21 protein-coding genes are annotated in these 22,671 nt (G+C 63.7%); 6 read left to right on the top strand and 15 right to left on the bottom strand.

All coding sequences use genetic code 11. The features are described from left to right. Nucleotides 1–2: 2 nt before the first annotated feature. The 10 genes from OH705_RS13370 to OH705_RS13325 all read right to left on the bottom strand — a co-directional run bounded on the left by OH705_RS13370 (nt 3) and on the right by OH705_RS13325 (nt 10,932). Nucleotides 3–1,190, bottom strand: a complete 1,188-nt coding sequence (locus OH705_RS13370) for an ATP phosphoribosyltransferase regulatory subunit (RefSeq protein WP_038706891.1) — start codon at nt 1,188–1,190, stop codon at nt 3–5. A gap of 293 nt (nt 1,191–1,483) precedes the next feature. Continuing rightward, nucleotides 1,484–2,353 carry a protease modulator HflC gene (gene hflC / locus OH705_RS13365; RefSeq protein ID WP_023629896.1) on the bottom strand — a complete coding sequence of 290 codons (870 nt, stop codon included), beginning with the start codon at nt 2,351–2,353 and terminating at the stop codon, nt 1,484–1,486. Further along, entirely contained in the window at nt 2,353–3,537 is a 1,185-nt protein-coding gene (gene hflK / locus OH705_RS13360) for an FtsH protease activity modulator HflK (RefSeq protein ID WP_267302345.1), read from the bottom strand. Before hflK ends, hflC begins: the two co-directional genes overlap by 1 nt. A gap of 96 nt (nt 3,538–3,633) precedes the next feature. Further along, entirely contained in the window at nt 3,634–4,935 is a 1,302-nt protein-coding gene (gene hflX / locus OH705_RS13355; RefSeq protein ID WP_023629895.1) for a ribosome rescue GTPase HflX, read from the bottom strand. Between the two features lie 18 nt (nt 4,936–4,953). After that, complete coding sequence (gene hfq, locus OH705_RS13350; RefSeq protein ID WP_023629894.1) at nt 4,954–5,214, bottom strand: RNA chaperone Hfq; 261 nt, start codon at nt 5,212–5,214, stop codon at nt 4,954–4,956. Between the two features lie 94 nt (nt 5,215–5,308). Next, complete coding sequence (gene miaA / locus OH705_RS13345) at nt 5,309–6,280, bottom strand: tRNA (adenosine(37)-N6)-dimethylallyltransferase MiaA (RefSeq protein ID WP_267302344.1); 972 nt, start codon at nt 6,278–6,280, stop codon at nt 5,309–5,311. A gap of 1 nt (nt 6,281) precedes the next feature. Further along, entirely contained in the window at nt 6,282–8,180 is a 1,899-nt protein-coding gene (gene mutL, locus OH705_RS13340) for a DNA mismatch repair endonuclease MutL (protein ID WP_267302343.1), read from the bottom strand. Then, the gene (locus tag OH705_RS13335) at nt 8,177–9,619 is read right to left on the bottom strand and encodes an N-acetylmuramoyl-L-alanine amidase (protein WP_376780524.1); all 1,443 of its coding nucleotides are present in this window, start codon (nt 9,617–9,619) and stop codon (nt 8,177–8,179) included. The genes mutL and OH705_RS13335 overlap by 4 nt, the downstream gene beginning before the upstream one ends. After that, entirely contained in the window at nt 9,620–10,093 is a 474-nt protein-coding gene (tsaE, locus tag OH705_RS13330) for a tRNA (adenosine(37)-N6)-threonylcarbamoyltransferase complex ATPase subunit type 1 TsaE (RefSeq protein ID WP_023631735.1), read from the bottom strand. It lies immediately after the preceding gene. Further along, nucleotides 10,081–10,932: an NAD(P)H-hydrate dehydratase gene (locus tag OH705_RS13325; RefSeq protein ID WP_038706895.1), complete on the bottom strand. Its 852-nt coding sequence runs from the start codon at nt 10,930–10,932 to the stop codon at nt 10,081–10,083. The genes tsaE and OH705_RS13325 overlap by 13 nt, the downstream gene beginning before the upstream one ends. 64 nt (nt 10,933–10,996) lie before the next feature. On the opposite strand from OH705_RS13325, the gene queG reads away from it, so the two are divergent. Beyond that, complete coding sequence (queG, locus tag OH705_RS13320) at nt 10,997–12,061, top strand: tRNA epoxyqueuosine(34) reductase QueG (protein WP_023630646.1); 1,065 nt, start codon at nt 10,997–10,999, stop codon at nt 12,059–12,061. A gap of 897 nt (nt 12,062–12,958) precedes the next feature. Here the strand turns inward: queG and OH705_RS13315 are convergent. Then, complete coding sequence (locus OH705_RS13315; protein ID WP_023630647.1) at nt 12,959–13,570, bottom strand: trimeric intracellular cation channel family protein; 612 nt, start codon at nt 13,568–13,570, stop codon at nt 12,959–12,961. Between the two features lie 88 nt (nt 13,571–13,658). Then, complete coding sequence (orn, locus tag OH705_RS13310) at nt 13,659–14,201, bottom strand: oligoribonuclease (RefSeq protein ID WP_046853993.1); 543 nt, start codon at nt 14,199–14,201, stop codon at nt 13,659–13,661. A gap of 108 nt (nt 14,202–14,309) precedes the next feature. Here orn and rsgA point away from each other — a divergent pair, with 108 nt between their 5' ends. Both rsgA and OH705_RS13300 read left to right on the top strand, forming a co-directional pair. Next, the gene (gene rsgA, locus OH705_RS13305) at nt 14,310–15,341 is read left to right on the top strand and encodes a small ribosomal subunit biogenesis GTPase RsgA (protein WP_023630649.1); all 1,032 of its coding nucleotides are present in this window, start codon (nt 14,310–14,312) and stop codon (nt 15,339–15,341) included. A gap of 145 nt (nt 15,342–15,486) precedes the next feature. Then, entirely contained in the window at nt 15,487–15,966 is a 480-nt protein-coding gene (locus tag OH705_RS13300) for a hypothetical protein (protein WP_023630650.1), read from the top strand. Between the two features lie 32 nt (nt 15,967–15,998). On the opposite strand, the gene motB is transcribed toward OH705_RS13300, so the two are convergent. Both motB and motA read right to left on the bottom strand, forming a co-directional pair. Then, on the bottom strand, nt 15,999–17,015 hold the full coding sequence (motB, locus tag OH705_RS13295) for a flagellar motor protein MotB (protein ID WP_023630651.1): 1,017 nt from the start codon (nt 17,013–17,015) through the stop codon (nt 15,999–16,001). A gap of 3 nt (nt 17,016–17,018) precedes the next feature. Beyond that, nucleotides 17,019–17,870 (bottom strand): flagellar motor stator protein MotA, encoded by an 852-nt coding sequence (motA, locus tag OH705_RS13290; RefSeq protein WP_023630652.1) that lies wholly within the window; start codon nt 17,868–17,870, stop codon nt 17,019–17,021. Between the two features lie 130 nt (nt 17,871–18,000). On the opposite strand from motA, the gene OH705_RS13285 reads away from it, so the two are divergent. Genes OH705_RS13285 through asd form a run of 3 tightly spaced genes read left to right on the top strand, consistent with a single transcriptional unit; the run spans nt 18,001 to nt 21,264 of the window. Next, nucleotides 18,001–19,536, top strand: coding sequence for an HDOD domain-containing protein (locus tag OH705_RS13285; protein WP_267302342.1), 1,536 nt, complete (start codon nt 18,001–18,003; stop codon nt 19,534–19,536). A gap of 45 nt (nt 19,537–19,581) precedes the next feature. Further along, nucleotides 19,582–20,391, top strand: a complete 810-nt coding sequence (rhdA, locus tag OH705_RS13280; RefSeq protein ID WP_094012383.1) for a thiosulfate sulfurtransferase — start codon at nt 19,582–19,584, stop codon at nt 20,389–20,391. Between the two features lie 9 nt (nt 20,392–20,400). Continuing rightward, nucleotides 20,401–21,264: an archaetidylserine decarboxylase gene (gene asd / locus OH705_RS13275; RefSeq protein WP_267302341.1), complete on the top strand. Its 864-nt coding sequence runs from the start codon at nt 20,401–20,403 to the stop codon at nt 21,262–21,264. 87 nt (nt 21,265–21,351) lie between these two features. Here the strand turns inward: asd and serB are convergent, their stop codons facing one another. Further along, nucleotides 21,352–22,566, bottom strand: coding sequence for a phosphoserine phosphatase SerB (serB, locus tag OH705_RS13270; RefSeq protein WP_104444830.1), 1,215 nt, complete (start codon nt 22,564–22,566; stop codon nt 21,352–21,354). Between the last annotated feature and the right edge of the window lie 105 nt (nt 22,567–22,671).

The following is a 22,671-nucleotide window of genomic DNA, read 5'->3' as shown; positions in this document are numbered from 1 at the left end:
TCTCAATGGGTCAGCGGCAGAACCTGCCAGCGCCCGTCTTGCTGAATCAATTGCCGATCACAATCCGCCTCGAGAGCAGCACTCAGCGGCTGGCCAGGCAAAGCCTGGACCACTCGCTGGCCCTCGTTGCGCAACTGGCAGACCATCTGCCAGAGGGCCGCATCGCTGCTGTCGGGCATCCAGATGCCGCCAGCAGGCAATACGACCTCCGCTCGCCCCAGTGTGACCAGGGTCTTCAAATCCGTGGAGAATCCGGTGGCCGGGCGTGCCCGGCCAAAATCGGCGCCGATGTCGTCATAGCGGCCGCCCTGGGCGATCGATTGACCTTCGCCAGGCACGAACACGGCGAACACCACGCCGGTGTGATAGTGGTAGCCGCGCAATTCGCCGAGGTCGAAGTACAGCGGCAGGTCCGGGTAGCGCGAAGCCAGGCGATCGGCGATCGCCAACAGGTCGTCCAGCGCCGCCAGCACGCTGGCGGGGGCACGGCCCAGGCGCACACGGGCCTCGGCCAGCACTTCACGACCACCGCAGAGCTCGCACAGGGCGCGCAGCATGTTGCCCAGGTCCTTCGGCAGGTCTGCGGTCAGCGCCTGCACTTCATCGACGGCTTTGCGCTGCAGGGCATCGAACAGTTGCTGCTCGACCGCGCCGGACAGGTTGGCGGCACGGGCCAGGCCGCGATAGATACCGACATGGCCAAGGTCCATGTGCACATCGGCGACATCGGTCAGTTGCAGCGTGGCGAGCATCAGGCTGATGACTTCGACATCGCTGGTAGGGCTGGCGTCGCCGTACAGCTCGGCGCCCAGCTGGATCGGGCTGCGCGAGGTCGACAGGGCACGCGGCTGTGCATGCAGCACGCTGCCGGCATAGCACAGGCGGCTCGGGCCTTCACGGCGCAGGGTGTGGGCGTCGATGCGCGCCACCTGCGGCGTGAAGTCGGCACGGAAGCCCATCAGGCGGCCGGACTGCGGGTCGACGACCTTGAAGGTACGCTGGTCCAGGTCCTGGCCGGCGCCGGTGAGCAGCGACTCCAGGTACTCGATATGCGGGGTGACGACCAGTTCGTAACCCCAACTCTGGAACAGGTCCAACACCTGACGACGCGCGATCTCGATGCGCGCGGCCTCAGGTGGCAGTACTTCCTCGATGCCATCTGGCAGTAGCCAGCGGTCTACCGTTGCCATTACGCCATTTCCCCTCTGGTCCGGGCGGCCTGCCAGCTGGCGAGCCGTGAGTAAAGCAGGCATTGACGCACAACAGCGGGCAGCACTGATCCCAGCGCAACCACCGTAGCCAATACCCTCGAATTGCCTTGCGACCTGACCAAACCGTCAACTGGCCGTTTGCCAATCAACCTTGCAGACGCAAAAAAGCCGGGAATTTCCCGGCTGACTCATCATACACCCCTTTTCATTCAGGATGCACCCCGCCAGGCATTTTAGCTGCCCGGCGGGGCGAATCCCCCATGAGAGCACGATCAGGGCTTGCTCTTGTCCAGGAAGCGGAAGAACTCGTTCTTCGAATCCAGGACCAGCACGTCGCTCTTGCTGGAGAAGCTTTCGCGGTAGGCCTTGAGGCTACGGTAGAACGCGTAGAAATCGGCGTCCTGCGTGTACGCCTTGGCATAGATGGCAGCTGCCTGGGCATCGCCATCACCGCGGGTCTCTTCCGCTTCGCGGTACGCTTCGGCCAGCAACACGCGGCGCTGACGGTCGGCGTCGGCACGAATACCTTCGGCCAGTTCGTTACCCTTGGCACGGTGCTCGCGGGCTTCACGCTCGCGCTCGGTGCTCATACGGTCGAACACGCTGCGGTTGACTTCCTTGGGCAGGTCGATGGCCTTGACGCGAACGTCGACCACTTCGATACCCAGCTCCTTGCTGGCCATGCGGTTCAGCGAGGCGGTGATATCCGCCATCAGCGCATCACGCTCACCGGAAACCACTTCGTGCAGGGTGCGTTTACCAAACTGGTCACGCAGGCCGCTTTCCAGACGACGCGACAGGCGCTCGTCGGCGATCTGCTTCATACCCGACGTTGCGGTATAGAAGCGCTCGGCGTCCTTGACCCGCCATTTGGCGTAGGCATCGACCATCACCGCTTTCTTCTCCAGCGTCAGGAAACGCTGGGTCGGCGCGTCGAGGGTCATCAGGCGGGCGTCGAACTTGCGCACCTGGTTGACGTACGGCACCTTCACGTGCAGGCCAGGCTGGACATCGGCCTTGACCACGCGGCCGAACTGCAGCAGTACCGCGCGTTCAGTCTGCGAAACGATGTAGAAGCAGTTCCAGGCGGCGATCGCCAGCACCACGGCGCCGATCAGGGCGAACAGTGACTTATTGCTCATCAGCGGCTCTCCCTGGAACGCAGCGGCGGTTGTGGTTGCAGATCCTGGGCGGCACGCGCGCCGGCGTCATTGACCGACGGCGATACGCTGCTGGACGGCGCTGCACTGGTGCCGCGGCTGCCTTCGACCATCTTGTCCAACGGCAGGTAGAGCAGGTTGTTCTGCCCGTCCTTGGCCGTGACCAGGACCTTGCTGGAGTTGCTGTAGACCTCCTGCATGGTGTCCAGGTACAGACGCTGACGCGTGACCTCCGGCGCCTTGCGGTACTCGGCGACCAGCTTGGTGAAGCGATCGGCCTCACCCTTGGCACGGGCGATGACTTCATCGCGGTAGCCGTTGGCGTCCTCGATGATGCGCTGCGCCTGGCCACGGGCCTCCGGCACCACGCCGTTGGCGTAGGACTCGGCCTGGTTGCGCGCACGCTGCTCGTCCTCACGGGCACGGATCACGTCGTCGAAGGCTTCCTGCACTTCACGCGGGGCTGCCGCGCTCTGTACGTTGACCTGGGTGACGGTGATACCGGTACGGTAGGTGTCGAGGAAACGCTGCAGACGCTCGCGGATGTCCACGGCCATCTGCTCGCGGCCTTCTGTCAGCACCTGGTCCATCGAGGTGGAACCCACCACGTGGCGCAGGGCGCTGTCAGTCGCATGCTGCAGGCTGACTTCCGGCTGGTCGACGTTGAGCACGAAGTCCTGCAGGTTGCTGATGCGGTACTGCACGGTCAGTGGCACTTCGACGATGTTCTCGTCTTCGGTGAGCATCTGCCCCTGCTTGGTGTAGGCCCGCTCGCGGGTCACGTTTTCCATGTACTTGCGGTCGATCGGCGGGAAGTAGATATTCAGGCCGGGACCGACGGTCTCGTAGTACTTGCCGAAGCGCAGCACCACGGCCTGCTCCTGCTCGTCCACGACATAGACGGCGTTGTACAGCCAGATTGCCGCCAGAGCCGCCAGGCCGATGCCCAGCAGCCCGTAGCCGCCACCCTTGCCGATATTGCGGTCACCGCCGCCGCCACGTTTCTTGCCACTGCCGAACATGCCGTTCAGGCTGTCCTGCAGCTTGCGGAAGGCCTCGTCCAGATCCGGTGGACCTTTCTTGTCGCCACCACCGCCGCCACCATTACGGCGGCCGCCCCAGGGATCCTGATTGTTCGAGTTGCCACCCGGCTCGTTCCAAGCCATAGCGCTCTCCATCTGATAAAGCAAAGACGCGCCCACGGCGCGCCGTCCAATGCTACAGAATGCCTGTCACGGCTGCCCGGCGACCTCGACGGGCATTTATTGCAAAGTGTGTTGCTCGACAAACACTTGCGGCTCCATGCCTTCGCGGCTGACCAGGCGATTCAGCTCGACCCTGGGCAGTCGCACGCTCAGCAGGCTGCGCCCTTCTTCATCATGCTCTTCACTCTGCACGGCACCCAGGGCAAAGAATTGCGCGCGCAGGCGGGCAAACCGTTGCTCCAGGCACAGGGTTCCGACATAAAGATCGTCCCCCAGCAACTCGGCAATCGCCTGGCCAACCAGCTCCAGGCCTCGTCCATCGCGTGCCGATACCCAGACCCGCTGCGGCTTGCCATCGGCATCGCGCTGGATCTGCGGCTCGACATCTTCGAGCAGGTCGAGTTTGTTATAGACCTCGAGGATCGGCAAGCTCTCGGCACCGATCTCGCCCAGCACCGCCAGTACCTGTTCGATCTGCTCCATGCGCTCGGGCTCATGGGCATCGATCACGTGCAGCAGCAGGTCGGAGTTGCTCGACTCTTCGAGCGTAGCCCGAAATGCCTCGACCAGCTTGTGCGGCAGGTGGCGGATGAAACCTACGGTGTCGGCCAGCACGATCGGCCCCAGGTCGGCCAGCTCGAGCCGGCGCAAGGTCGGGTCGAGGGTGGCGAACAGCTGGTCCGCGGCATACACATCGGATTGCGTGAGTGCGTTGAACAGGGTCGATTTACCGGCGTTGGTATAACCCACCAGCGACACCGAAGGAATGTCGGCGCGCTTGCGCCCACGACGGGCCTGCTCGCGCTGGCTGCGCACCTTCTCCAGGCGTGCCTTGATCTGGCGCAGGCGCACCCGCAGCAGGCGGCGGTCGGTTTCGAGCTGGGTTTCACCCGGGCCACGCAGGCCGATACCGCCTTTCTGCCGCTCAAGGTGGGTCCAACCGCGTACCAGTCGCGTGCTCATGTGCTCGAGCTGGGCCAGTTCGACCTGCAGCTTGCCTTCGTGAGTACGCGCCCGCTGGGCGAAGATATCGAGAATCAGCCCGGTACGGTCCAGCACGCGACACTCGAAGACGCGCTCGAGGTTGCGTTCCTGGCTGGGCGTGAGGGTGTGATTGAAAATCACAAGGTCGGCTTCGGCCGAATGGACCAGGTCGCGCAACTCCTCGACCTTGCCACTGCCGATCAGAAACTTGGCGGTGGGCTGATGCCGCGCCACTGTCACCAGCGAAACGATATCGGCTCCGGCCGACAGCGCCAGCTCCTGAAACTCCTGCGGGTCTTCGCGCGCCTCAGGGTTCTGACCTTCCAAGTGAACGAGCAACGCTCGCTCACCACCACCGTGGCGCTCAAAGAACAATGCAGGCTCCTACTTTTTTCAAGCGTTGCCTGGCTCGCTGTCGCCGTGCTCACCATCGGTCGGGCTTGGCAGACGAACCGGGCGTGCTGGGACGACGGTCGAAATGGCGTGCTTGTAGACCATCTGGCTGACGGTGTTTTTCAGCAGCACGACGAACTGGTCGAAGGATTCGATCTGGCCCTGCAGCTTGATCCCGTTGACCAGATAGATCGAAACCGGGACTTTTTCTTTTCTCAAGGTGTTCAAGTAAGGGTCTTGTAGCGAATGCCCTTTTGACATATGCCGCACTCCTGTAAGGATCAATAATAGAAAATCAAGAAAATCGATAAATTATGCCGCCCCTTCGCAAGAATAGACGGCAACTGGCAGGGACTCAGCTCAATATGGAGACGGTCCCCAGGTATTTCAAGGTGCGGGACAGATTGTCGCAGGCCAGGCTATCCAGCCAGTGGACGTCGGACCAGCCGCGCAACCAGGTGAATTGCCGCTTGGCCAGCTGACGCGTGGCAATGATACCGCGTTCACGCATCTCATTCTCAGTCAGCTTGCCGTCGAGGTAGTCCCACACCTGCCGATACCCCACTGCCCTTATAGACGGCAGCTCGGCGTGCAAGTCACTTCTGGCCCGCAGCGTTCGGACCTCGTCGACAAAGCCCTGTTCCAGCATCTGTGAAAATCGTAACGCAATTCGCTGATGCAAAATGTGACGATCTATAGGCGCTATCGCCAGGCTGGCGACAGTATAGGGCAAATGCTCGCCCGCGCCTGCGTCTGCGCCGCTACTTTGCGCGTATTGACGCTGACGGTGGGCGGTCATGCTCTCGCCGCTCACTTTGTACACTTCAAGCGCACGGATCAGCCGCTGCGGGTCATTCGGATGAATGCGCGCCGCCGACTCTGGATCGACTTCGGCCAGTTGCCGGTGCAATTCGGCCAGGCCGAGGGCCTGCGCCTGTGCCTCGAGCTCGGCGCGGACCGTGGCATCGGCTGGCGGCATGTCCGCCAGGCCATCGACCAGTGCCTTGTAGTAGAGCATGGTGCCGCCAACCAGCAGCGGGATCTTGCCGCGCGCGGTGATCTCGGCCATGGCTTGGAGTGCATCGGTGCAGAAACGCTTGGCCGAGTAGCTTTCGGCGGGGTCGAGAATGTCGATCAGGCGGTGCGGATGCGCGGCCAGCACTTCCTTGGAGGGCTTGGCGGTACCGATGTCCATGCCGCGATAGACCAGCGCCGAGTCGACACTGATCAGCTCGCAGGGCAGCTTGCTGGTCAGCTCGATCGCCAGGTCGGTCTTGCCGGCCGCGGTCGGGCCCATGAGGAAAATCGCCGGAGGTCTGGCACTCATGTCATCGCCCCCGCAGGAACAGCTTGTCCAGATCGTCCAGGCTCATCTGGGTCCAGGTCGGTCGGCCGTGGTTGCACTGGCCGCTGCGCTCGGTGTTCTCCATGTCGCGCAGCAAGGCGTTCATCTCCGGGATGGCCAGACGCCGGTTGGCCCGCACCGCGCCATGGCAGGCCATGGTCCCCAGCAGCTCGTTGAGGTGCGCCTGGATACGGTCACTGGTGCCGTACTCCATGAGGTCCGCCAGCACATCCTGCACCAGGCGATTAGCCTCGGCCTGTTTGAGCAAGGCCGGGATCTGGCGGATCGCCAGGGTTTCCGGGCCCAGGCGCTGCAGTTCGAAGCCCAGGCGCTGGAACCATTGGGCATGCTCCTCGGCGCAATCGGCTTCGCGCTGGCTCAACGCCAGCGACTCGGGCACCAGCAATGGCTGGCCGCTCAAGCCTTCACTGGCCATGGCCACCTTCAGACGCTCGTACATGATCCGCTCATGGGCGGCGTGCATATCCACCAGCACCAGGCCGACGGCGTTCTCGGCAAGGATATAGATCCCCTTGAGCTGCGCCAGCGCGTAGCCGAGCGGTGGGATATCGCCCTGGCTTTCCGGCAACGCGCTCGGCGCGGCGGCGGCATTGTCCAGGGGGGCGTAGAACTCGCGGTAGGCCGCCTGCGCCTCGCCGGCATTCAGCGGCTGGGAGGGCCTGGGCGTGTACTGGTACTGATAGCCCGCGCCCGAACCGCTCGAAGCGAAGCCCCGCTGCTCGCCCTGAGGCTGCTCGAGCACTGGCGAGGCCAGGCGCATTTCGCCTTGGGGGCCGAACTCGCCAGCCTGCAAGCCGCTGGGGCGGACCAGTTCGTCGCTGGCCGCCGGCGCGGCAAGCTGGTCTTCCGGGCGCACATCGGCCAGGGCACGGTGCAAGGTGCCGTAGAGGAAGTCATGGACCATGCGCCCTTCACGGAAGCGCACTTCGTGCTTGGTGGGGTGGACGTTGACGTCCACACCGGTCGGGTCGCACTCGAGGAACAGCACGAAGGTTGGGTGCCGACCATTGAACAGCACATCCCGATAAGCCTGGCGCACCGCATGGGCGACCAGCTTGTCGCGCACCGCGCGGCCATTGACGAAGAAGTACTGCAGGTCGGCCTGGCTGCGCGAGAAGGTCGGCAAGCCCACCCAACCCCACAGGCGCAGGCCGTTGCGCTCGACATCGATCGGCAGCGCCTGCTCGAGGAAGCCCGGGCCGCAGATGGTGCCGACGCGCCGCGCCCGCGCCATCTCGTCGGCGGCCTCATGCAGGCTGAAGATGGTCTTGCCGTTGTGCCGCAGGTGAAAGCCCACGTCGAAACGCGCCAGCGCCAGGCGCCGGATCACTTCCTGCAGGTGATCGAATTCGGTCTTTTCGGCCTTGAGGAACTTGCGTCGGGCAGGGGTATTGAAGAACAGGTCACGCACTTCGACCGAGGTGCCGACCGGATGAGCCGCCGGCTGCACCCGCGGGAGCATGTCGCGCCCCTCGGTCTCCACCTGCCAGGCCTCGCTCGCCTCGGCAGTACGCGAGGTGAGGGTCAGGCGGGCGACCGAGCTGATCGATGCCAGCGCCTCGCCGCGAAACCCGAGGCTGAGCACACCTTCGAGGTCTTCCAGCTCACGAATCTTGCTGGTGGCATGACGCGCCAGGGCAAGCGGCAGGTCGTCAGGGGCGATGCCGCTGCCATTGTCGCGCACCCGCAGCAACTTCACGCCGCCCTGCTCGACCTCGACCTCGATACGCCGGGCACCGGAGTCGAGGCTGTTCTCCAGCAGTTCCTTGGCCACCGACGCGGGACGTTCGACTACCTCGCCGGCGGCAATCTGGTTGGCCAGCCGCGGGCTGAGCAGCTGGATGCGCGAGCCGCCACTCATCGCTGGGACGCCAGGGCGGTGGTCGGAATGTCGAGGTGCTGGCCGACTTTCAACTCATCGCTTTTCAGGCTGTTGCTGCTGCGCAGGGCGGCAACACTCACCTGGTAGCGCACGGCGATCATCGCCAGGGTCTCGCCCGGTCGCACGGTGTGCTCACGCGGGCCCTCGGCGATCTTGCCGCTGTCACGCAGCCAGGCAATGTAGGTGCCAGGCGGCGGGTTCTGCTGGAAGAACTGACGCACACCGGTATGGATCGAACGCGCCAAGGCCTGCTGATGACTGCGGGTAGCCAGCTTGGCCGCCTCGTTGGCATTGGAGATGAACCCGGTTTCAACGAGGATCGAAGGGATGTCCGGCGACTTCAACACCATGAACCCGGCCTGCTCCACCCGCTGCTTGTGCAGCGGCGTGACCCGGCCCATGTTGCCAAGCACCTTCTGCCCGACATTGAGGCTGGAACTGAGGGTGGCGGTCATCGACAAGTCGAGCAGCACGCCGGCCAGCATGCGGTCCTTGTCGTCGAGGCTGACGTTGCCGGCACCGCCGATCAGGTCGGAGCGGTTTTCCGTGTCGGCCAGCCAGCGGGCGGTCTCGGAGGTGGCACCGCGGTCGGACAGGGCGAACACCGAGGCGCCGAAGGCAGCCTTGGACGGCGCGGCGTCGGCGTGGATCGAGACGAACAGGTCGGCGCCCTTCTTGCGGGCGATCTCGGTGCGCTTGCGCAGCGGGATGAAGTAGTCGCCGGTGCGGGTCAGCTCGGCGCGATAACCCTTCTCGGAGTTGATCTGGCGCTGCAGTTCCTTGGCGATATCCAGCACGATGTCTTTCTCGTGCTGGCCACGCGAGCCGGACGCGCCCGGGTCTTCGCCGCCGTGGCCGGCGTCGATGGCGACCACGATGTCACGCTTGCCACTCGGTGCCGGTGGCAACTTGATCGCCGGCTGCGCCGGGGTGACGGGCACCGCCGGCGTGGTGGCCGGTGGCTGCGGTGTCGGCGGCGGTGTCGGGTTGCTGGCGGCGATGGCGTCGGCTTCCTGGTCGTACAGGTCGACCACCAGGCGATTGCCATACTGGGCGTTCGGGGCCAGGGTGAAGCTCTTCGGCGACACGGCTTTCTTCAGGTCGACCACCACGCGCAGGTCGGTGGGCGTGCGCTGGGCCGAACGCACGCTGGTGATCGGCGTGTTCGAGGTGGAGACGTTCAGCGGCGCCCCCAGGGTGGCACCGTTGATGTCGATCACCAGACGATCGGGAGCGGTGAGGGTGAAGACGCTGTGCTGCACAGGCCCGGACAGGTCGAAGACCAGCCGCGTGTTGTCCGGAGCGCGCCACAGGCGCATGCTCTTGACTTGAGTGACGGCCAGAGCGTCAACGGTCACCGCAGTCAGCAGCAGCCCAACGACAGCGACCAGTGCGCGTATGCGCATACCTTTCCCCACTTACTGTATGAATTCTTTGGCCAGAACGGCACACCAGGCTTCGCCGCGTGCCCCCTGCGGCGACAGGTTCAGCGAACGTCCGCCCGCTTGCGGGCTTATGGTAATGGTCAGGTCGGGCTTTGGCAAAACGCCCGCACCTTTATCGGGCCATTCGAACAGGCACAATGCATCGCCCTCGAAATAATCGCGAATGCCCATGAATTCAAGCTCTTCCGGGTCGACCAGACGATAGAGGTCGAAATGGAAGGCGCGAACATCACCAATCTCGTAGGGTTCAACCACGGTAAATGTCGGACTTTTCACCGGGCCGGTATGACCCAGGCCCCGGATCAGCCCGCGGGACAGGGTGGTTTTGCCGGCCCCCAGGTCGCCCTCGAGAAAAATCACACCATGACCTTTGGTCACTTCGGCCAGTTTCGCGCCAAAGGCGACGGTGGCGTCCTCGTCGCCCAGAAACAGGGTTATGCCTGACACGCTGAATGCTCCTCCAATAACGCTCTAATGACCGGCACCAGATCACTGGCCGCCAGCCCTCTACCTTTGACACCCAACCGCTCGCCGGCGCACGCATGCAGCCACACCCCCAGGCACGCGGCCTGCCAGGCATCCAGCCCCTGGGCCAGCAAGGCTGCCAGCACGCCAGTCAACACATCGCCCAATCCGGCACCGGCCATGGCTGGGTGCCCACGGCCGCAAAAAGCCAGTTGCCCGGCAGGGTCGGCCACCAACGTGCCGGCGCCCTTGAGCACACAGACGCTGGCGTAACGACGCGCAAGCTTGCGCGCCGCACCCGGCCGGTCGGCCTGCACCGCCTCGGTGGAAATCCCCAGCAGGCGCGCGGCCTCGCCGGGGTGCGGGGTGAGGATGCTGCCGCTGGGCAGTGCCAGTGGCGTGCGCGCCAGCAAGTTGAGCGCATCGGCGTCCCACACCTGTGGTCGGTGGGCATTGGCCACCGCCGACAACAGGCTGCGCCCCCACCCGGCCTGGCCGAGGCCAGGGCCGACCACCAGCACCGTGGCACGCTCGAGCAGCGGCATCAGCTGGTTGGCCGAGCTCACGCCCAGCCACATGGTCTCGGGCAGGCGTGTCAGCCCCGCAGCTACGTGCTCGGGGCGGGTGGCGACGCTGACCAGGCCGGCGCCGCAACGCAACGCCGCCTCGCCACTGAGCATGACCGCGCCGCCTGTGCCCAGGTCGCCGCCGACCACCAGCACATGGCCGAAATCGCCCTTGTGGGCATCAGCAGCACGTGGCGGCAACCTGGCCAAGGTCAGGCTGCTGAGCGGTAATGGGGGGTGTTTGGTCTGAGGCATGGGGTCAAAGGCTCCGATGTCTGGCAGAATTATACGCACCTCCGCTTGTAATGCTTGTTCATACATGTCCGCCGACCTTCCAGACATCGCCACACTGGCCCAATCGATCAAGGATTGGGGCCGCGAACTCGGTTTTGCCCATGTCGGCATCGCCGGTGTCGACCTTGGCGAGCACGAACAGCACCTGCAGCGTTGGCTGGCCGCTGGCCACAATGGCGAGATGGAGTACATGGGCGAGCATGGCAACAAGCGCTCGCGCCCGGCCGAGCTGATACCCGGCACCTTGCGGGTGATCTCGCTGCGCATGGACTACCTGCCCGGCGACACGCAGATGGCAAAGCGCTTGGCGGACCCTGAAAAAGCCTACATCTCGCGCTATGCCCTGGGCCGCGACTATCACAAGCTGGTGCGCAAGCGGGTGCAGCACTTCGCCGACCGCATCCAGGAAGCCATCGGCCCGTTCGGCTACCGCGCCTTCGTCGACAGCGCCCCGGTGCTGGAGAAAGCCCTGGCCCAGGAGGCCGGCCTTGGCTGGATAGGCAAGAACACCCTGCTGCTCAACCGCAAGGCGGGCAGCTATTTCTTCCTCGCCGAGTTGTTCGTCGACTTGCCGCTGCCGATCGACGGCGTGCAGGGCAGCGATCATTGCGGGCGGTGCCAGGCCTGCCTGGACATCTGCCCGACCCAGGCGTTCGTCGGGCCCTATCAGCTCGATGCCCGGCGCTGCATCTCGTACCTGACCATCGAATTGCGCGGGGCCATTCCAATGGAACTGCGTTCATTGATCGGTAACCGGGTGTTTGGTTGCGACGATTGCCAGATCGTCTGCCCGTGGAACCGTTTCGCCAAGACCACGACCGAAGACGACTTCATGCCCCGCCGGGGGCTGGACAATATCGAGCTGGCCGAACTGTTCCTGTGGGATGAAAAGCGTTTTCTCGGCTGCACCGAAGGCTCGCCATTGCGCCGGGCGGGGTATGAACGGTTCTTGCGCAACCTCGCGGTAGGGCTTGGCAACGCACCGTCGACCATCCCCGTGCTGGAGGCGCTCAATGCGCGTAGGGATGATCCTTCGGAACTGGTACGCGAACACGTGGAATGGGCCCTGGCTCGCCACAACGCCCTTTGACGCTCGCTGCTTTGCCTTTGCCTTTGCCTTTGGCGATCAAAAGGTCAACCCCATAGCCTGCGAGCGCCAGCTGCGCCAGTGCAGGCGCCGCCCGTAACTTCGCGACTTCAGGAGGCCGAACGCAGGTCTTGCGGAGGGAGGTGACGGGCATGGATGCCCGTCAAGCGCTGCGCCCCAGGATGGGGCGTTCAGCGCGGTCCTCCCGGGAGCAAGGCCGGAGTGAGGGAACCCGGAGCGAAGCGGAGGGCCGGATGAATGGAGCGCAGCGTTTTTTGGTTACTTTTTGTCGCGTTTGACAAAAAGTGACTCGCCGGGTGGCGAAAGGGTGACTATGCGTCATTATAGCAAATGAATGCGCTTACAACTGTAAAAACCCACGCCAATCGCATTTGACTTTGACTTTGACTTTGACTTTGACTTTGACTTTGACTTTAACTTACACAGCGCGTGTCTCGAAAGTTATATGCGCATTCATTTGCGATGGTGACGCATAATCACCTTTCCGCCCTTACGGCGGGTCCCTTTTCGAAGGATCAAAAAGGGACCAAAAAATCCTCGCTCCATTCATCCGGCCCCTACGCTTCGCTCCGGGGTCCCCTCACTCCGGCCTTGCTCCCGGGAGGACCGCGCTGAACGCCCCATCCTGGGGCGCAGCGCTTGACGGGCATCCATGCCCGTCACCTCCCTCCGCAAGACCTGCGTTCGGCCTCCTGAAGTCGCAATTTGTGTCGCCTGAACTATCGCGCACCTAGAAGCAAAAGCAGATCAAGAGCAAGAGCAAGAGCAAGAGCAAGAGCAAGAGCAAGAGCAGCAACTCTTCTGAAAAATGGCTATATAGCTACAGTTACAGTCCTGCCAGAAAAATTCTGAATACAGTGGCTGCGCCGCAAAAATCCGCTATTGCTGATCATTGTAATGAAACTTCGGCATCTCCCAATGAAACCGAATCGCCAACAACCGCACCAGAAAACCACCAAACAGTGTCAGCAGCATGGCCTGCTCCGCCGGCACCTTGAAGTAAACACACCCCAGATAGAACCAAGCCGCCGCGAACGAAACACTGGCATACAGCTCACGCCGAAACACCAACGGAATATCATTGCAGAAGATGTCCCGCAGAATGCCGCCAAACACCCCGGTAATCACCCCGCTGATGGAGGCGACAAGGAACCCCTGCCCCATCTCCAGCGCGGTCATGCAGCCGATCAGGGTGAACGCCACGAGACCCAGGGCGTCGAGCACCAGGAACAACGACCGCAGGTGGCGCATCAAGGGCGCGATGAAGATGGTCAGCAGCGCCGCGAAGCTGGTCAGCACCAGGTACTCGGGATGCTTCACCCAGGTCAGCGGGTAGTGCCCGAGCAGCACGTCACGCACCGAGCCGCCACCCAGCGCGGTGACGCAGGCGATCAGCACCACGCCGAACCAGTCCATGCCCCGACGGCCAGCGGACAGGGCGCCGGTCATGGCTTCGGCGGTGATGGCAATGAGATAGAGCATCAGCAACATGGTGCAGGTCCGTGCGGGAAAGGCGCGCAGTCTACCCAGTCACGCAGGGCACCAAAAGGGGCGCGCCGACGATCATCGGCGCAGGAGGTCAGACCTTGATGAAATGCTCACGGTAGTGACGCAGTTCGCCAATCGACTCACGGATGTCGTCCAACGCCAAATGGGTGTTGCCCTTCTTGAAGCTGTCACGCACTTCCGGCGCCCAGCGCGCGGCCAATTCCTTGAGCGTGGAAACATCGAGGTTGCGATAGTGGAAGTAGTTTTCCAGCTCGCGCATGTGGCGATAGAGGAAACGGCGGTCCTGGCAGATGCTGTTACCGCAGATCGGCGACTTGCCCTTCGGTACCCACTGCTCGAGGAAAGCGATGGTCTGTGCCTCGGCCTCGGCCATGCTCACCTTGCTTTCGCGCACGCGCTGGGTCAGGCCCGAGGCGCCATGGGTGCGGGTGTTCCATTCGTCCATGCGCGCCAGCACCTCGTCGCTGTGGTGAATGGCGATCACCGGGCCTTCGGCCAGGGTGTTCAGCTCGCTGTCGGTGACGATGGTGGCCATCTCGATGATGACGTCGTTGTCCGGATCCAGGCCGGTCATCTCCAGATCGATCCAGATCAGGTTCTGTGGGTTTTGCATGAAAGGGCTCCTCGAATAGGCCGTCATATTAGCCTAGCGAACGGGTGTTGGGCGCGCCGTGCTAAACTGCCTGCCGTTTTCTTTCTGCCCCGCCGACACGGAACCTTCATGGCCAAACGCCAGCTCAACCGCCGCCAGAACTGGCGCATCGAAAAGATCCAGGGTGAACGCGCCGCTCGCGCCGCCAAACGCGAGCAGCATGTGCTGCAGGAACTGGAGGGTGGCGACCTGGGACCGGAGCAACTGGGCCTGGTGATTGCCCACTTCGGCGTGCAGGTCGAGGTCGAGGCCCAGGACGGCGAGGTCGCGGGCCAGGTGTTCCGCTGCCACCTGCGGGCCAACCTGCCGGCGCTGGTGACTGGCGACCGTGTGGTCTGGCGCGCCGGCAACCAGGGCATCGGCGTGATCGTCGCGCAGATGCCGCGCAGCACCGAACTGTGCCGGCCGAACAACCATGGCCAGCTCAAGCCGGTGGCAGCCAACGTCGACCTGATCGTCATTGTCTTCGCCCCTGCGCCCGAACCGCACCCCAACCTGATCGACCGTTACCTGGTCGCCGCCGAGCATGCCGGCATCCGCCCGTTGCTGCTGCTGAACAAGGCCGACCTGATCAACGACGAGAACGCCCCGACTCTCAATGCCATGCTCGAGGTCTACCGTGGCCTGGGCTACCCGCTGCTGGAAGTCTCGGCGCACCAGGGCGATGGCATGCAGCGCTTGCAGCAGACACTCGATGGTCATATCAGCGTGTTCGTCGGCCAGTCGGGCGTGGGTAAGTCCTCGCTGGTCAACAGCCTGCTGCCTGATGCGGGCACCCGTGTCGGCGACCTGTCGGAATGGTCCGGCCAGGGCACCCACACCACCACCACCGCGCGCCTCTACCACTTCCCCAATGGCGGTGACCTGATCGACTCTCCAGGCATCCGTGAATTCGGCCTGGGCCATGTCAGCCGTGACGATGTCGAGGATGGCTTCATCGAATTCCGCGAACTGATCGGCAACTGCCGCTTCCGTGACTGCAAGCATGACCGCGAGCCTGGTTGTGCCCTGCTCAAGGCGCTGGAAGACGGCGGCGTCACGCAGCAACGGATGAACAGCTACCGTTCAATCATCGCCAGCTTGCCGGAAGACACCTACTGATTGGCGGATCTGCCGGCTTTTGCTGTAGGAGATGTTACCGGAGCAGGTAGGACCACTCCGGTTTCGCAGTCACCTATTGTCCATCTCTCCGCTTTCCCCGATGGTCATGCCTTGTCGTCGGCATTGATCAGGGAGGGCAACAAGGATGCCGGTTTTCATCAGTTACCGCCGAGATGAGCGGCTCGATGCCTTCATCCTCAACGAACGCCTTCTGCTAGAAGGCATTCCTACTCAACTTGTCCCCTTCGACGACGAAGGCCAGACCCTCGACGACCTGCATGGTTGCTTTTGCCAACACATGGCCGATGCCACTCACTGGATCGGCGTGCTCTACGAGGCCCATGGCGAAGACTGGTGGACAGCCTGGCTGCTGGGCGCTGCGGCCATGGCGCATCGGCGAGTGACTTTCTACCATGCTGGCTCGACTGACCTGCCGCAGCGCCTGGGCAAGTGGCCAGTGATGCGGGAACGGGAGCATATAGACCTTTTCGTGCGCGCATACCATGACGAGCAGACTTTTGGCCGGGCCATGGCTTCGCAGGCCGGGCGCAGCTTAGTGTCGGACAGGGACAATGCGGATTTCTTCCATGCCGATCTCAAGGCCAAGATCAGGCGGGGGTTCTGAATGCATCGGGGCCGCGAAGCGGCCCCTGTCCTTTACTGGTCTTTGGCCTCATCCATCTTCAACACGCCATCCTCGAAGATGTTCAGCTTCTGGCGCAACTCGCGCGGTTGCATCGGCGTATCGCCCGGAGTCGCGGCCGCACCTGGCGCAGCGCCCGCAGGCGGTGCTTCAGCGCCAGGCGGCGCAGCCTGCGGCTTGCCCTGCTCGCCCTCGATATCGCGCTGGGCTTTCTTGGTCAGGACGATGATGTCGATACGACGGTTGACCGGGTTGAACGGGTTGGCGCGATCGAACAGCGACGACGATGCATAGCCGACCACACGGGCCACCTGCTCATCTGGATAGCCACCGGCGACCAGTGCGCGACGCGCCGCGTTGGCGCGGTTGGCCGACAGCTCCCAGTTACCAAAGTCGCCGGTACCGGAATACGGCTTGGCATCGGTATGGCCACTGATGCTGATCTTGTTCGGCACCGCCTTGATGGTGTCGGCCATGGCTAGCAGGATGTCTTCGAAGTACGGCTGCAGGCGTGCGCTGCCCAGGTCGAACATCGGCCGGTTCTCGGCATCCATGATCTGGATGCGCAGGCCGTCCTGGGTGATCTCGAACAGGATCTGGTCCTTGAACTTTTGCAACTGCGGGTTTTCCTCGACCTTGTTCTGCAGCTCCTGCAGCAGCAACTCGAGGCGCTCGCGCTCGACCTGCTCGGCCATGGTCTCGACCTTGTCCTTGTCCAACTGCAAGCTTGTATCCGGCGTCGGCTCGGACTTCACTTCCGGGTTGATGGTCTTTTCGGGCGCCAGCTGTGGCGAACCACCCAGGTCAATGATGTAGGGCGTGCCACTTTCGGAGAAGCCGATCGGATCCTTGAAGTAACCGGCAATGGCGATCTTCTGCTCGGGCGTGGCGGTCGACAGCAACCACAGCACCAGGAAGAACGCCATCATCGCCGTGGCGAAGTCGGCGAAGGCGATTTTCCAGGCGCCGCCGTGATGGCCGTCGCCGAAGCGCTTGACGCGCTTGACGATGATGGGCTGATTGTTCTCCATGGCTTAGCGACCGCGTACTGCTTGTTCCAGCTCGGCGAAGCTCGGGCGGTGCGCCGGGTACAGCACCTTGCGACCGAACTCGACCGCCAGCGACGGCGGCATGCCGGAAGCCGAGGCCACCAGCGAGGCCTTGATCGCCTCGTAGACGTTCAGCTCTTCCTTGGCATCGTGGCGCAGGGCGTTGGCCAATGGGCCGAAGAAGCCGTAGGCAGCAAGAATACCGAAGAAGGTACCAACCAGCGCCGCACCAACGTGCAGGCCGATGGACTTCTGGTCACCGTCACCCAGCGACGCCATGGTCACCACGATACCCAGTACCGCCGCGACGATACCGAAGCCGGGCATGCCGTCGGCGATCCCGGTCACTGCGTGGGACGGGTGCTCGAGCTCTTCCTTCATGCTCAGCAGCTCCATGTCGAACAGCCCTTCAAGCTCGTGGGGCGCCATGTTGCCGGTGGACATGATCCGCAGGTAGTCGCAGATGAACGCGGTCATGCGCTCGTCACCCAGCACCGCCGGATACTTGGCGAAGATCGGGCTGGCCGCGGCGTCCTCGATGTCGCCCTCGATCGCCATCATGCCTTCACGACGGCTCTTGTTGAGGATCTCGTACACCAGGCCCAGCACTTCCAGGTAGAAGGTGTGGGTGAAGCGGGTGCCGAACATCTTCAGCGACTTCTTGATTACATGCATGGTCATGTAACCAGGGTTGGCCTGGAGGAACGCACCAAAGGCCGCGCCGCCGATGATCAGCACTTCGAACGGCTGGATCAGTGCCGCGATCTTGCCGTGGGAAAGCACGTAGCCGCCGAGCACGCTCGCGAATACGACGATGATGCCGATAATTTTAGCCATAAGTTGGAAGCACTTGCTGTCGTGGTCAGGATAGGGAACGGAAGCTTGAAAACTCTTCTTCTACTTATCGGCAGAACTGCGCCAGACTATAGCCACTCATTGCGAAAAGCCAGTTCGGACTGATGTCAATATGCCAATTGAAACCAAGGTGCCAAGTCAGGCTCCGTCGAGTCTAGAGGCCTGGATCAAGCTGCTCGACGGGGTCCGCGTACCGGTGCCGAAAGAGAGCCATGATCGCGTGCTGCAAGCCATCAACGACAGCCGTCGCTCCCTGCGCGATATCGCCGAACTGATGCAGGACAGCCCCGCGCTGGTGCTCTGCGTGCTGCGCGAGGCCAACCACCCGGCCAACGCCAGCCAGGCCGAACCGGCCGAGAGCCTGGAAATAGCCCTTAACCGCCTTGGCCTGGCCCGCGTCAGCCAACTGCTGGCACGCCTGCCATCGCTGCCGGCCGACGAGATCCCGCCGGTGCTGCGCCAGTTCCTGCTGATCAGTCAGCATGCCACCCAGCAGGCCAACGGCCTGTTCGCCAGCCGCCTAGCGCGCTTGTGGCAGGAAATCCACTGGGGCAGCTTGTTGTTCCTCTCGCCCCTGTGGCCGCTGGCCCTGGCCTATCCCAAGTTGCTGGACACATGGGAGCTGCGAGTTATCCACAAGGGCGAGGAGGCTGCTGAAGTCGAGCAGCAACTGTTTGGCGTGCGCATCATGCAATTGTGCCAGGCCATGGCCGACCACTGGCGCCTGCCCGAGTGGGTGACCCAGGGTTACCGCCTGCTGATGGACGAGCGCGAACAACTGGCGCAGGTACTGAACATCGCCCACGAACAGGACCCGCTGGTCCAGCAACAGCGCCTGGACGAAGAGCCGGCCCTGCGCCGCTGGTTCAACCAGCCCCCGAATACCGTACTGCTGGCCAACGGCCTTGCCCTGGCCGCCCAGGTTGGCTGGGACAATCCGCATTTGCTGCGCTGGCAGCTGCTTACCGCCCTTTATCTGCAGACCACGCTGGACGATGTGCAGCAGCAGGTTCACCAGCAGGCCGCGGCCAGTGCCCGCCATCACGCCCGGCATGCCCTGTTCCACCCGGCCGAGGCGCTGATCTGGCCTTGGCACCAGCGCCGCCCGCACCCGGACATGCTCACCCCGCCACCGCCCAGCACCGAGGAGCTGGGCCGCTGGCGCACGCTGTGCCAGGAACTGCTCGCCCAGCCGAGCCCGTTCAGCAACACCGTGCACCTGGCCACCCAGGCCCGCGAAGCGCTACTGGCGTGCGGCATGCAGCGCCTGATGCTGCTGAGCCTGGACAAGGCTACCGACCACCTGCGGGTGCAGCAAACTGCGGGCCTGCCCAAGGAAGCCAGCGTCATTGCGTTGCCGATCGCGCAGAACAAACTCCTGCAGAAACTGATGAGCAAGGCCGGGCAATTGCGCCTGACTCCCGAGAACCACGCCCAGTTCACCGCGCTGCTGCCAGCGCCACTGCGCGCATTCTTCCGCAGCGAACACCTGCTGCTGCGCTCGCTGGCGGTCGGCGACCAGGTGCTGATGCTGGCGGTGGCGGACCAGGACGGCAAACCGCTGGCCGATGTCAGCGTGCAGGCGTTCGGTAAAACCGTGCAATGCATCGAGCGCGCCCTGGCCATCTTCGGCAACCGCCATTCATGATTGCCTTGCGCTACAATCGCCACCTTTGCACCCTGGAGACCGTGGATGACTGACTTTTCCGGCTTGCCCCTGGTGATCGAAGCCAAGGACCTGCTGCCGCGCCTGGAATCGCCGCAACTGATCCTGGTCGACCTGACCAGCGCCAACCGCTATGGCAGCGGCCACATCCCCGGGGCACGCTTCGTCGATCCCAAGCGCACCCAGCTGGGGCAACCACCGGCGCCTGGCCTGCTGCCGGCACGCGCCGACCTGGAAAAGCTGTTCGCCGAACTCGGTCATCGCGACGATGCGATCTATGTGGTCTACGACGACGAAGGCGGCGGCTGGGCCGGCCGTTTCATCTGGTTGCTCGACGTGATTGGCCACCAGCGCTATCACTACCTAAACGGCGGCATACAGGCCTGGCCGGCGGACAAACTGTCCACCGAGGTGCCCGCCAGCATGGGCGGCGCGGTGAACCTGCGACTGCACCCGGAGCCCACCGCCACCCGCGAATACCTGCAAAGCCGCCTGGGCGCCGCCGACCTGGTCATCTGGGACGCTCGCGGGCCACTGGAATACAGCGGCGAGAAAGTACTGGCCGCCAAAGGCGGGCATATTCCCGGCGCGATCAACTTCGAGTGGACCGCCGGCATGGACCTCAACGACCACCTGCGCATCCGCAAGGACATCGCCGAAGTCCTGCAAAACCTGGGCATCACCCCAGACAAGGAAGTGATCACCCACTGCCAGACCCACCACCGCTCCGGCTTCACCTACCTCGTGGCCAAGGCCCTCGGCTATCCACGGGTGAAGGGCTATGCCGGTTCCTGGGGCGAATGGGGCAACCACCCCGACACGCCCGTCGAAGTTTAAGGACGCTCAATGAAATCCCGCTTGTTCATCATCAGCCAGTACCTGCTGCCGCACCACCTGCTGTCGCGGCTGGCCGGCTGCGTCGCCGAGTGCCGCGCACGCTGGTTCAAGAACGCCTTCACCGCCTGGTTCGCCAAGCGCTACCAGGTGAACATGTCCGAGGCACTGGTCGAAGACCTCAGCGCCTACGAGCACTTCAACGCCTTCTTCACCCGTGCCCTCAAGCCCGGTGCCCGCCCGCTGGACGAAACCCCCGGCGCGATCCTCTGCCCGGCCGACGGCGCAGTCAGCCAGCTTGGCCCGATCGAGCACGGCCGCATCTTCCAGGCCAAGGGCCACGGCTACAGCGCCCTGGAGCTGCTGGGCGGCGACCCGGCCCTGGCCGCGCCGTTCATGGGCGGCGAGTTCGCCACCATCTACCTGTCGCCCAAGGACTACCACCGCGTGCACATGCCGCTGACCGGCACCCTGCGCGAGATGGTCTATGTGCCGGGGCGGCTGTTCTCGGTCAACCAGACCACTGCAGAGAACGTACCGGAGCTGTTCGCCCGTAACGAGCGCGTGGTCTGCCTGTTCGACACCGAGCGCGGCCCGATGGCCGTGGTGCTGGTCGGCGCGATGATCGTTGCCTCGATCGAGACCGTCTGGGCCGGCCTGGTCACGCCGCCGAAGCGCGAGCTGAAGACTTTCCGCTACGACGACGCCAGTCGTGCGCCGATCCATCTGGAGAAAGGCGCCGAGCTGGGCCGCTTCAAGCTGGGCTCCACCGCCATCGTGCTGTTCGGGCCAGAACAGGTGAAGTGGGCGGAGAGCCTCGGTGCCGGCTCCGCCGTGCGCATGGGTGAGCTACTGGCGCAGCCCGCCCAGGCCTGATCAATCTGGTAAGCAAAAGGCCCTGCATGATTCACGTCATGCAGGGCCTTTTTCATAGGGTCGGCTTTGCAGCCCCAGGGCTCAAGATCAGCCGCGCGCTTCGCGATCGCGTACGCCGAGCAGGTACAGCACACCATCCAGGCCCAGGGTCGAGATCGCCTGCTTGGCCGACTGACGCACCAGCGGCTTGGCGCGGAACGCTACACCCAGGCCGGCCAGGGACAGCATCGGCAGGTCGTTGGCGCCATCGCCCACGGCTATGGTCTGCTCAAGCTGCAGGCCCTCTTCACTGGCCAGTTGCTGCAGCAGATCAGCCTTGCGCTGCGCATCGACGATCGGCTCGACGGCCACGCCGGTGACTTTGCCATCCACCACTTCCAGCTCGTTGGCGAATACATAGTCGATGCCCAGGCGCGCCTGTACCTGCTTGGCGAAGTAGGTGAAGCCGCCGGAAAGGATCGCAGTCTTGTAACCCAGGCGCTTGAGCTCGGCGAACAGATGCTCGGCACCCTCGGTCAGACGCAGCGAGGCGCCAATCTGGTCCAGTACGCTCACGTCCAGGCCCTTGAGCAGCGCCATGCGCTCTTTGAAGCTGGCGCGGAAATCCAGCTCGCCACGCATCGCGCGCTCGGTGATCGCCGCCACCTGCTCACCGACACCGGCAGCCTTGGCCAGCTCGTCGATGACTTCGGCCTCGATCAGCGTCGAGTCCATGTCGAACACCGCCAGGCGGCGGTTGCGGCGGAACAGGTCGTCACGCTGGAAGGCGATGTCGATGTTCAGCTCTTCGGACAGCGCGAAGAAGTCGGCGCGCAGTGCCTGGGCGTCGCTGGCTTCGCCACGCACGGAGATTTCCAGCGCGGACTTGCCCTTCTCGACCTGGGCATCAAGCGCCACGCGGGCCGACAGGCGCTCGATGCGCTCGATAGTCAGGCCGTACTGGCTGATGATGGCGCTGACCCGCTGCAACTGTTGTGGCGTGACCCGGCGGCTGAGCAGGGTGACGATGTGGCGGGCCTCGCCCTGGCTGTCGGCCCAGTGCTGATAGTCGGCCTCGGAGATCGGCGTGTAGCGCGCCTGCAGGTTCAGCTCATGGGCCTTGGCCTGTACGCTTTGCAGCAGCGCGGTGGCCACCTCGTTGTCGGGGATGTCGACCAGGATGCCGAACGACAGCGTGCCATGCATGACCGCAAGGCCGATGTCGAGAATATTCACACCGCCCTGGAGCAGGACGCCGGTGATGGCCGCGGTAAGACCTGGACGGTCTTCACCAGTGATGTTGATCAGGACGATTTCGCGCAAGACCGGGCTCCAACTCGATGAAAAATGCGCATTCTACCGATTTTCCATGACCATCGGGCGCCAACGCTACTTTGCCGACAAAACACGTATCGCTATACTGCCCAG

It is taken from the genome of Pseudomonas sp. BJa3, from assembly GCF_026343815.1.
Classification (GTDB): Bacteria; Pseudomonadota; Gammaproteobacteria; order Pseudomonadales; family Pseudomonadaceae; genus Aquipseudomonas; species Aquipseudomonas soli.
The sequence above is the reverse complement of the archived record's forward strand: the minus strand, read 5'-3'. Positions and strand labels throughout refer to the sequence as shown.